Here is an 11,908-nt window from a genome sequence, read left to right on the forward strand (position 1 = left end):
CTTTTGAAAGGTTTCCAACTATTTTAATTACCTTTATTCAAATTCTGTGTAAAGCGATCAATGATAATCGCTAAAATAACAATTGAAATACCTGCGACAAAACCAGGTCCAATTTGAGCCCGTTGTAAAGCTGAAAGTACTTGTCGCCCTAGTCCGGGAGCACCGATCATTGATGCGATAACTACCATTGATAATGATAACATTACCGTTTGGTTAATCCCAGCCATAATTGTTCCTTTTGCCATTGGCAATTCTACTTTGAATAAACGTTGGGAACCTGTACTACCAAATGCCTCTGCAGCCTCTACAAGTTCAGTTGATACTTGACGAATACCCAAATTCGTAAAACGAACGGTTGGAGGTGTTGCAAAGATTAAAGATGCAAATACACCAGGCACCATTCCGATACTGAAAAATGCTACGGCAGGAATTAAGTAAACAAAAGCAGGCATTGTCTGCATAAAGTCTAATATTGGTAAAATAATTGACTCTGCAGTTTTGCTTTTTGACATGAGAATCCCAATCGGTACACCAATGATCACCGATAAAATACTAGAAATTAGTACCAATGTGAAGGTGTACATTAACTCTTCCCATAGCCCCTGGTTATAAATTAATAATAGCCCCACTAAGGAAAATACAGCCAATCCAAATTTCTTTCCTGTTACAAAAAATGCGGCTACAGCTACCAATAAAATGATGATAATCGCAGGAATATCATACAACCGATCTGCAACCCAATTCATGAAATCGCCAAATTGATTTCGTATCGGATTGAAGATAAAAGAAAACGTGTTTGTAATCCAATCCGTTAACCATTGTACTGCTTCAGATATTGGAATCTGTGGAATAAAATCAAACATTAACATTCACCTCACCCTCACCGGCTAATGCGGCCAATACGGAACCTCTAATGATAATCCCAACGAGTTTCCCTTCATCTACAACAGCAACTGGTACTGGCGTATTATGAATGATCTCAAAAATTTCTTGCATTGGTTTGTCTCTCGTAACGGTTGGTACGTCTGTACGTAAAATTTCATTCAAATCACGAATCTCATTTTTACGAGCATCTGACGCATCATCAGCAGTTACAAACCCTTTTAAATTTCTTTTACTGTCTGTTACATAAATACTAGATAGCCCAACTTCACGCATACGTTCTAAGGCAACACGTGGACCATGTTTATCTATATTAATTGTTTCTGGGCGTTTCATAATATTTTCAGCAGTTAAAACTTTGGATCGATCAACATCTTCAACGAATCGTTCTACATAATCATTTGCCGGATTTACAAGGATATCTTCCGGTGTACCTATTTGAACAATAGAACCATCTTTCATCAAAGCAATTCGATCTCCAATCCGCAACGCTTCGTCCAAATCATGTGTAATAAAGATAATTGTTTTCTGCATTTTTGTCTGTAAATCAAGAAGCTCATCTTGCATATCTTTACGAATTAATGGATCTAGTGCAGAAAACGCCTCATCCATTAATAACACTTCAGGATCATTAGCTAAAGCACGTGCCAAACCAACACGTTGCTGCATTCCACCAGATAGTTGTTCAGGATATTGATGAATATAATCACCTAGCCCAACTAAATCTAACGATGCTTTTGCTTTTTTCTCTCGTTCTTCTTTGTCCATTCCCTGTACTTCTAAACCATATTCCGCATTTTCTAGAATGGTGCGAAACGGAAATAAACCAAATTTCTGGAATACCATGCTTAATTTTTCTCGGCGAATACGACGAAGATTTTCTTTATTCATTGTAGCTAAATCTTCTCCGTCCACATACACATGGCCTTCCGTTGGTTCGATTAAACGGTTTATCAAACGTATTAGCGTTGATTTACCACTACCTGACAACCCCATGATTACAAAAATTTCGCCTGCATCTACCTCAAAAGATGCTCGATTAACCCCTACCGTATCACCAGTATGTCGTAAGATTTCTTCTTTTGATTTCCCACTATCCAACATTTTCAAAGATTGCTTTACGTTTTTCCCAAAAACCTTAGACAAATTTTCTACTTTTATTACTGGCACAACGTTCACCTCTTTTATCATTTATAAAATTCTAGCACGAAGTCCCTCTAATAATTAGTGAATGTACCAATTTTTCAAAGACCCAAACTTGCTACTTTACTACTATACCCTTTATTGATGAAACAATTCAAACTAGAAATACGGTCAATTTCGTATAAATTTTACGTACAGTTTATACTGTACAAATATTATATACGATTTACATGGAATTCCTCCATTTTTCTAGTATTATCGCCTAGCATGTCTGTTTCCATTTAAGAAACAATTCGTGTAAGCTTATTTAGACACCTTTATTTAAGGAGAGAAACCTATAATGACAACAAAGGAAAACCTTCATCAAATGATTATACAAGAATTCTCCAAAACAGTTGAAATGTTTAATATATCTCCAAGTGACGCCAGACTTTTTACTGTACTATACCTCCATAACAAACCAATGACATTAGATGAAATGAGTACAGCATTAGGAAAAAGCAAAACCTCAGTAAATACGGGAATTCGAAATTTATCAGAATTGGCCTTAGTGAAACAAGTATGGAAAAAGGGAACGAGAAAGGATTGGTATACTACTGACCAAGAACTTTATCAAAAATTCATGCAGACTTATATCGACAAGTGGGTTGACCAAACGGCTAACCATAAACAAACCTTGTACGAAATTGAACAGATTTTTTTGGAAAAGCAATGCTCAGATGATGATCGTCATGTTTTAGAAGAAAAATTATCGGAAATGATAAACTTTCATAAACGAATCGAGCAAGCGTTCTCAAAAATTAAACCAAAACAATAAAGTGAAACTTCAATCAGTGGGGATTTTTAAGTATTCCCCCACTGATTGTTATTCCTAAAGGATGACCTTAAAGGCCCTTGAAACATTCGGGGTGCTAGCGTCCATTACTCCCAATTAAACAACTTGATATTCTCGTTGTTTTGAAATGGGAGTCTTACGGAAGGTTGCTCCGGAATAAAAAACTTGGGTGTGCAAATCTATTTTTTTACACACCCAAGTCTTTTTAAAGCAATAGACTACAAGTTCACTTTTTTCTTCTTATTAATATTGTTTAAGTTCTAAGTAAAAAACAATCTTTCTCTATAAGTTATTTAGTTGCGTTTGCAACACTACAGTTATGTCGATCTTTCTTCTAATTATCATAATATCCAAAACTTCTCTTTTACAAGGAAATGTAAACTTGATACAATATACACATGGAGTTCATACTTTTCGCTAATATTTTCTCATAAAGTGATTAGGTTTGCTTATTCGCCTAAATAAATGGCGCATACCAGTGTTAGGAATTTTTTCTCGTATAAAAATGTCAAAAAATGCATTACTTTTCACCTTATTAGCTCCTACACTGTTTATTACTGTACCACTAATAATTGCTAGCTATTTTCATACGGGGTATTTTACCTACTACATCATCTTAATTGTGATTAATATTGGATTATCCTATTCAGATTTTGTTTGTATTCATAAAATTCACCAGGCACCTAAAAAATGCATCATTGAAAACGATGGTGCAAGCTATGATATACTGGTATAACTTATTTTTTAAAATCTATTAATCTACAGGAGGAGTATATGATGGTCTTATTATTTAGTTTTTTTGCCTTTTTCATCTACACAATATTTAATACACTTACAAATCACCTATGCGTGAAGAAAGATATGTCTTATGAAAAACAGTTATATGTATACAGAACTGTAAATATATACACGACTATTTTATTAGCTTCTTCTTATTTATCTATAACATACTTGTAAATAAGATCTAAAAAGAAAGCTACTTTTAAAAAAACCGACCAATCAGTGCAAGTTTTGCAGACAATTGGTCCGAGAATTGATTGAATTAATCAAAACGACAGTTGACCCAAGATGGTTTGCTGTCGTTTTTTCTTTGCTGATAAACCTTCGCCATGATCTTAATCAATAAAGGGGGAACATTCATTCATCTGAAAAAATAACGATATTTAATTATGTAAAAACTAAGGAATTTCTATTTCCTCTATATATTTCACCCTAATCTATGGTATATTAACATTTGGTAATGTAATTATAGTTTTTAGATTAAAAAAGTGGGAGTGTAATACAATGAAAAAATTAGCTATTATAGCAACAATTACTGCTGGAGTTATTGGGTTGTCTGCTTGCTCACCCGATGAAGATCCAGAGGTCGTCGTGGAAACTAGTACAGGAAATATCACTAAAGAAGATTTTTATGAAGAAATGAAAGCAACGACAGGGGAATCTGTCTTGCAACAAATGGTCTTAACAAAAATTCTAGAAGATAGATATGAGATAGACGATGAAGAAGTTGATGCTCAAATTGATATGTATAAAATGCAGTATGGTGAACAATGGGAAATGGTCTTAATGTCCAGTGGATTCGCTGATGAAGATGATTTTCGTAATGAACTAAGAATGCAAATGTTACAACAAGAAGCAATGATTGAAGATATAGAAGTATCTGACGAAGAAATTGAAACACGTTATGAGCGATTAAAAGAAGAAGTAGAAGCACGTCATATTTTAGTTGAGGATGAAGAAACAGCAAATGAGTTGAAATCACAACTAGACGACGGTGCCAATTTTTCTGATTTAGCAGAAGAGCATTCTACCGATACTAATTCTGCTGTCCAAGGTGGAGATTTAGGCTTTTTCTCAAGTGGAGACATGGTTATAGAGTTTGAAGACGTTGCTTACGGATTAGAAATTGGTGAAATTAGTGAACCAGTGGCATCCGACTTTGGATGGCATATTATTCAACTTACAGATAGACAAGAAATTGAATCCGAAATTCAAGATTTAGATGAAATTCGTGAAAACATTAGAAAAGAAATTGCGATGGGTAAAGTTGATGAATCAACAGCGATGGAGAAAATGAATCAAATTATTGAAGATGCTAACGTTCAAGTAAACATTGACGGCTTCGAAGATATCTTTGAAATGCAAGAACCAGCACTACAATAACGAAACAAAAGCTAGTTAAAGAAGCATGACTCTTTAACTAGCTTTTTCTATTAGAATGTGAAGATTAAATTCCATTCGTTTCCCTATTCAAACGTAAAAAAGTTCGGTAAAATATAAGGAAGATAGCGAACAGGATAGGAGGTTAGCTTCATGACAAATAGTAATCGTTATTTTTTTGATATTATTCCGATAGATTATCATTGTTCAGAGGAACAAGCGATAGAAATATTAGAGAAGTTCCCCGCCCCTGAATTACCTGATGGGAATACATATTTTGATTTACAAGATCAGCAAGAAGGTAATTCAATTAAGCAAAGATTATTACTGAATGAATATGAAGTGAGATTAACCAGAACAAATAAACAATTTTTAAAAATGTCCTTTAGTAATAATGCAGGTATGATTCAGGCGAAAATGTGGGATAACCAAGGCGCAATTGATCGTTACTTACCTTTGCTAGAAGCACATACCATTTTTGAAGTAGAGGGTGTTGTGGATGTATTCAATGGAAATAAATCCATTACCGTCAATCGGTTAACCGCACAGCATGAAGATGTAAATCCATTTGCCCTATTACCGTACACAAAAATGGACATACCGAATCTAACGGTTGAATTATTCTCATACTTACATGAACTAAGTGAACCGTATCAGTCAATAGCCATCGCGGCAATGGAGCATTTTTGGAATGATTTTCGCCTAGCTCCCGCGGCCAAAGGATATCACCATAATTACTTAGGTGGATTATTAAAACACACCATTGGATTAATGCGAATCACACGTTACATCTGTACGATTGAAAAAGACCATGTGGAAGCAATCATTAAACTCATTCAAGTTGTAGAAAAAGCTTACAAAAAGGAAATCTATCAATCATATAAAACCGAAAACGATCAAAGCAATCCATTGGTTTGGCGTGACACAATTGATCATCTTTATAAGATGCTTCAAGGGCTGATTGCCTGTAAAGAGGAAACACCTCCTTATGATTTATTAATAACCGCCATTTTATATCATGATATTGGTAAGTTACTCGAATATGACCATGCTGGATTATCGTTTCATCCTTTTAAATTTTTATTCCCAACAGCGGATCATAAAATTTTATCTGATCGAAAACAGGCGGGTATTGCAATGGATTCACTAGGAGTTATGGTCGGGCATATTCCATACGGCATGTTGTTATTAACAAAAATCATAGAAACAGAAAAAATCGAGTTGCCCGTGGCAGCAATCCATGAACTTATTCATTGTATTTTATGCCATCACGGGTTACCAGAATGGGGATCAGCAGTACGTGCTCCACAAACCTTATCAGGATACCTCATCCATATTGTTGATTATTTAGATAGTCGTTTTGAAAATACCGAGCTTGTAAAGTAAGCATTTGATCAAAGGGGAAAAGAGCTTCTTTATAAAGACGCGTTGAGCTCAGGAAAAGAAAGTATTTGATAAAGAAATAAGGGGATAGCAAACATCAGCCCCTACTGTTATACTAGAAAATCTTTTGTATCTATTTAAAGATAAACACTTAAACGTATCGTCATAAAGCTAATTTTTTTAAACTTCCTAAACTATTAAAAAAAGCAAGGAAAGGGCCCACTAGCTGACCTCTTCTTGCTTTTTTTCATCTGATTTAATTTTTTTCATCACGAGGGACGTACTTGAATATTTCGCCCGATTCGACAACTTGAATAAATCGCATCAACCATCGATAATATCCTTGCGCATATCGAAGTCTTTCAATATCACTGGTGATTTTGTCTTTTAACCCGTTATCATCTGTTTGAACTTGGATTTGTTCAAGCTCTTGAATCGCTTCTTCAGCCTCTTCAATGTTTGTTTCTGTATGATGACGCCAACGGTTACCAAAAAGTGAAGTAAATGATTTATACCAATCTTCTTCCGATTTGTAAAGATCCTTTCGAATTCCTTTGCGAAAAGCAGGTTCAACCATCTTCATTTCTGATAGTGACCGTACACCAGTAGACATGCTGGTCTTACTCATTTCAAGCGCATCACGCATATCATCCAATGTCATCGGATACTCACTAAAAAATAGCGTACCGTATAACCGCCCTACAGAAGGCGTAATTCCATACAGGTTCATGTTTTTGGCGATTACTTGAATAAATTTGTCTACAACTTCTTCATAATTTGACCAATCTTGGTTATTTTCTTGATTTGGCAATCTTCTACCCTCCATCAACACGCGCATTACTGGTTAATAATCATTAAATTTAAGTTTCCCCATTTATCCCGGAGCAACCGTCCGCAAGACTCCTACTGATTGAAGTTTCATTTTATTATAAAATAATTAAGATAATAAGTAGTCTAAAATTAAATTCGACAAGGAAAAATATATTTATTTACATAGTACCATTAAAACATTCAACTTGTGAAGCGATCTTCTGACAATTTTATTAATTGAATATTTTTATCTTTAAACAAGTACTCGACTTGTTTCTCATCAGTGCAAAAATAGAACATTTGTTGATGCTGATTCGCCAATTGATAGAACATGTCGATGACCACTTCCGCTCTTTTTCGATCAAAATGTACAAATCCATCGTCTATAAAAAATGGGAATTTTGTTTGCTTAACCAGCATTTCGCTAAGTGCAATTCGTATCGAAATATAAAGCTGATCTTTCGTACCTTGTGATAATTCTGCAATGCTATAGTAGCTACCATCTGAAGCTATCGTTTGTAAGATTTTTTCTTGTTCTGAGAAAAAAATCTGCTGATAACGCTGTGCTGTTATTCGGCTAAAGTAACTACTTGCTTTTTCCAATATTCTTGGTAAATATCTTCCTTGAAAATTCACTTTCGTTTGTTTCAATTTTGCTATGGCAAGTTGTTGAATGGCCCAGCTTTTTGCTTCTTCTTGTAACTTGTTTTTTAATCGATAATATTCATGTTTAGCATCATTCAGTGTCGTTGATTGCTCCAGTTGCTCCATTCCCGCATGTAAATTTGCAATCTTTTGTTGTTCTTTTTCTATCTCCTTATTCACCACATTGATATTTTCTGATATCTCTTCCAGTTGTTGTTCCAATAATTCTTTTGAACGATTTTCCCCTTCCAATATATTCATAAACATTGAATCTGATAAATTTTTTTCCAATTGTTGTTGATAAATACTTTTTTCGTCCTTTAAGCGTGACCACTCTTGATAGAGATTTCCTTTCGCAAAAAAACTCTCTTCGTCCGTCACACCAGCAGTTTCCCACAATTGTTCGATCGTTTGTTGATATGGCTTTACTGTTGCTTGAAGTCTTTCTTTTTTTTGACGTTCCTTGTCTAAAGTACTAGATAATTGTTCCATTTGCTCACGTAAATTTTGTTGAAAGATTATTTGTTGGCGAACTTCTCCTAAAACATTCGTAAATGTCTGATAAGGTTTATCGATATACTGTTCATATTGTTCCGTAACTATTGTCTCGTAATGAACGATTTTATTGTTCAATTGATCCATTTCTTGATTCAATTGATCTAAACGAGCAATATCTTTACGAATTTTTTCAAGTTTTTGATAGAGTTTTGGCCAGTGTGTAAGGGGAATGTCTTGCAAAATCATAAATTGTTGCTGTTGCTCTCTTATTCTTCTGTCCAATGAAACCATTTGTTGTTCAATAAAGGATATCCGATCTGTTAGCTTCACCTGTTCTTGTTGCATTTGTTCTTTTTCTTTTCTTATTTTATTTAACTGTTCCATTCGTTGATATTCTTTATCCAATATTTCTTCTAATTCATGCAAGCGAGTCATTTGGCTATCTGAGAGTTGCTTGGCATTTTTCTTGAAAAATAATTCTACTGTTTTGCTGGATTGACGAAAGTGTATCGGTAAGGCTAGTGCGATTAGGAAACCCGTGACGCTAACAAAATACCAATATTCATCCATAAAATAACCAAATAACAAACTACTAGTCGTAAGGAAAGTCATGAACAATGTAAGGAAAAACATTCGTCTTTTTTGCTTACTTCGCTTATTTTTCCAAATTTCTTGCTGCTCTTGATCTGCTTGTTTTGTTTGACTTTGTCTCTGGATATCTTGTAATTGATCCATTTCTGTCTGGTAGTGAGCAAAAGTATTTCGATTTAATCGTTGTGACGTTACATTCGCCATGGATGTTGTCAATTGCTCCACTTTCTGTGTATATTTTTTGACTTGTATTTTTACACTTTCATATTCCTCAGTTCGTTCTTTTTGTTCTTCTTTTAATGATTGCCAAATTTCTTCTGTAGCAAAAGATAGCGGGAGTTTTAGAATATCTTCTGTTGTACAGTCTAAATGAAGTCCCTGTAATTCATATTCCATCTCCTTTGCTAACTCATTTTTTGATTCTTCGAGCATTTCCCGCTTATTTTGATCAGCATAATAGCTTTCAGAGTCATTCATCAATTGTTCAAACGTACGAACTGTGTCTAATTCCCATTGCTCTTGCTTCCAATCCGCAATTTTTTGTTCGTTGTACTGAATGGAATGTTCTAACGCATGTAACTGACTTTTGATTGGATAGATTTCTTTTCTCACTTCTTCATAGCGCTCGATACCGTCTGCAGGAAACTTCACCTTTGGGGGCAGAGCAGCTAACTTCAGCATGATTACTTTCCATTTCTCAATCGTTGGATAGAGTTGAAGTTCTTGCGTCAGCATAAACTTTTGCTCAGTTAATTGCTCTAACTCTTTTTTTCGTTTAGCAAGATCCAGTTCTTTAACTTGTTTTTCTTGCCTTTTTTCTTCATATTGACGTTGCTCATTTTCCAATGTAGTTAAGCGTTTTGCATCCGCTTCGATTTTTGTTAGTAATAGGTTGATCTTAGGTTTTTTCCCTTGTGGTTTAAACCGTGTTTGAAGCATTTGATCCAACTCTTTTTCCGTCCAATATATACGATCTGAACCCGTTAAACCAAAACTTAATAATACCTCACCTAATTCATCCGCTTTTAAATGTTGAATTTGTTGTAAATCAAGCGAGTCAAAATTAAAAATCTTATTATACATTCCACGGTCCATGTTCGTTAATTTTTCTTTTAACATCGATTCATCATACGGAATTCCATTATGATCATAGCAAATGGCTTGGCTTTTATTGCGATCATGCACACGTTCGATAACAATCAAATCTCCATCAATTTCTACGTGTAATTTACCACCAAGAGTTCCACCCTTTTTCGGTAAATAGACGTTTCTTTTTTTGGGCGAGAGACCGAATAAAATATATAAAATAAATTGTCTTAATGTCGTTTTCCCTGACTCATTTTCTCCAGCAACAATGATGAACGATGCATCAGCAAAATCAAATACTTGTTGCTGCCATTTGCCAAATCCGTAGATTTCAATTTTTCTAATTTTCATGGCTATCCTTCCCCACAAGTTGATAAATAAGTAAGTTCTCTGCCTGCTTTTTCAATTCTTCTTTTTCTTCATCGGTTAATAATGATAGATGCTTTCTTGCTTGAGGATGATTCCATAAGGGAGAAAGGTCCTCGTCAATATTACCTTCTTGAAACGTAAGAAGTAGTTGTTCGATGAAAGGATCTTCTTTGGTTAATTGCTGCTGTCTCTTCGCTTGATCATACTCTGACAGTGTTATCGATTGGATCCAGAGCCAATGTGTTGCTTGGTTGTTTCTTTCGTTTGTATAGTCAATCACATCTTGTAACATGTTTTCATAATACCAAGTCTCAACTTCTTGTTGAAAATTCGTTAGTTTTACTGTCACAATCGTTTTATCGTAAAGGGATAGCATCTTTTCGACTAGACCATTCAATTTCATTCGAAAATCAGATATCGTCGAACAATTCTCCATATCAAGTGTTGCCACTTCAAAGCAAACCGACTGTAAAGGTATAAAGGTTCGTTTTGTTTCCTGCTTATCTAACTCGACATAATAACAGCCCTTCTCCCCCGTTTCTTTCTTCGATCGACCTTGCAGGTTTCCGGGGTATACAATACTAGGATTTTTCTTGAGTACCATTCGTTTATGAATATGCCCTAGCGCCCAATAATCAAACGGCTTTTCTATTAATTCACTCACCTGAAATGGAGCATAATGATCGTGCTCGGTATTTTGTGCTACGCTACCATGAAGCATACCAATGTGGTATGGCGTATTTGCTATTTTCTGATACTCTGCAGTTTTATTGTTCATTACAGCACGGTGGGGATAACTAAATCCATAAATAGCTGCTAGATCTTGACTTTTCTTTGTGAAAATCTTGGCTGTTACATTTTCTTCAGAAAAAACATGCACATTATTCGGATAATCAATCACCTTTTGGTTACTTTGCGAATAATCATGATTTCCATATGAGATGTAGACCTGAATGTTCGCGTCATTTAATTTTTGGCAAGCATGAAGAAACTGTATTTGTGCATAAACACTTTGAACTGTCTGGTCAAAAATATCGCCTACTACCACAACAAAATCAACTTGTTTTTTGATAGCGATATCTACAAGATTATGTAAGGCGACAAAGGTACTTTTTTTCACTTGTTCAAACAACTCTGACGGCATATCAGATAATCCTTTAAACGGACTATCTAAATGTAAATCTGCACAATGAATAAAACGAATTTTTTCTGTCATTGGTCTAAGCCCTCTCTAACAATACTTGTCTCTAATTGTATCCCGGAGCAACCGTCCGTAAGACTCCCACTTCAAAACAACGAGAATATCAAGTTGTTTAAGTGGTAGTAACGGACGCTAGCACCCCGAATGGTGCAACTAACAATCAGTTGGGGAATACCTAAAACCCCCTATTGATTGAAGTTTCACTTTATTGTATCAAAACCTAACAGCGAATGCACGTTCGTTTATGTTTCTGTTCTGAAGAAAAATGAGAAAATAGTTTATGACTAAATTCGGGTAAACTATAC

General features: G+C 35.0%; 9 protein-coding genes. 4 read left to right on the forward strand and 5 right to left on the reverse strand.

Going from position 1 to position 11,908, the window contains the following annotated elements; genetic code table 11:
- Positions 1-23: 23 nt before the first annotated feature.
- Complete coding sequence (locus OWO01_RS08800) at positions 24-863, reverse strand: ABC transporter permease (protein ID WP_418936209.1); 840 nt, start codon at positions 861-863, stop codon at positions 24-26.
- On the reverse strand, positions 856-2,052 hold the full coding sequence (locus tag OWO01_RS08805) for a quaternary amine ABC transporter ATP-binding protein (protein ID WP_336283968.1): 1,197 nt from the start codon (positions 2,050-2,052) through the stop codon (positions 856-858). The genes OWO01_RS08800 and OWO01_RS08805 overlap by 8 nt, the downstream gene beginning before the upstream one ends.
- A gap of 313 nt (positions 2,053-2,365) precedes the next feature.
- Here OWO01_RS08805 and OWO01_RS08810 point away from each other — a divergent pair, with 313 nt between their 5' ends.
- The 4 genes from OWO01_RS08810 (at position 2,366) to OWO01_RS08820 (ending at position 6,406) form a co-directional block, all read left to right on the forward strand.
- Positions 2,366-2,842: a GbsR/MarR family transcriptional regulator gene (locus tag OWO01_RS08810; RefSeq protein ID WP_268780083.1), complete on the forward strand. Its 477-nt coding sequence runs from the start codon at positions 2,366-2,368 to the stop codon at positions 2,840-2,842.
- A gap of 496 nt (positions 2,843-3,338) precedes the next feature.
- Entirely contained in the window at positions 3,339-3,596 is a 258-nt protein-coding gene (locus tag OWO01_RS16155; protein ID WP_418936210.1) for a DUF3267 domain-containing protein, read from the forward strand.
- Positions 3,597-4,144: 548 nt separating this feature from the next.
- Positions 4,145-5,023, forward strand: coding sequence for a peptidylprolyl isomerase (locus OWO01_RS08815; RefSeq protein WP_268780084.1), 879 nt, complete (start codon positions 4,145-4,147; stop codon positions 5,021-5,023).
- A 150-nt stretch (positions 5,024-5,173) separates the two neighbouring features.
- Positions 5,174-6,406, forward strand: a complete 1,233-nt coding sequence (locus OWO01_RS08820; RefSeq protein WP_268780085.1) for an HD domain-containing protein — start codon at positions 5,174-5,176, stop codon at positions 6,404-6,406.
- Between the two features lie 253 nt (positions 6,407-6,659).
- On the opposite strand, the gene OWO01_RS08825 is transcribed toward OWO01_RS08820, so the two are convergent.
- The 3 genes from OWO01_RS08825 to OWO01_RS08835 form a co-directional block, all read right to left on the reverse strand.
- Positions 6,660-7,214, reverse strand: a complete 555-nt coding sequence (locus OWO01_RS08825) for a GbsR/MarR family transcriptional regulator (protein WP_268780086.1) — start codon at positions 7,212-7,214, stop codon at positions 6,660-6,662.
- A gap of 200 nt (positions 7,215-7,414) precedes the next feature.
- Positions 7,415-10,384 carry an ATP-binding protein gene (locus OWO01_RS08830; RefSeq protein ID WP_268780087.1) on the reverse strand — a complete coding sequence of 990 codons (2,970 nt, stop codon included), beginning with the start codon at positions 10,382-10,384 and terminating at the stop codon, positions 7,415-7,417.
- Positions 10,374-11,618 carry a metallophosphoesterase gene (locus tag OWO01_RS08835; protein WP_268780088.1) on the reverse strand — a complete coding sequence of 415 codons (1,245 nt, stop codon included), beginning with the start codon at positions 11,616-11,618 and terminating at the stop codon, positions 10,374-10,376. Before OWO01_RS08835 ends, OWO01_RS08830 begins: the two co-directional genes overlap by 11 nt.
- Positions 11,619-11,908 lie beyond the last annotated feature (290 nt).

This window comes from Natronobacillus azotifigens (genome assembly GCF_026805325.1).
Lineage (GTDB): Bacteria > Bacillota > Bacilli > Bacillales > Amphibacillaceae > Natronobacillus > Natronobacillus azotifigens.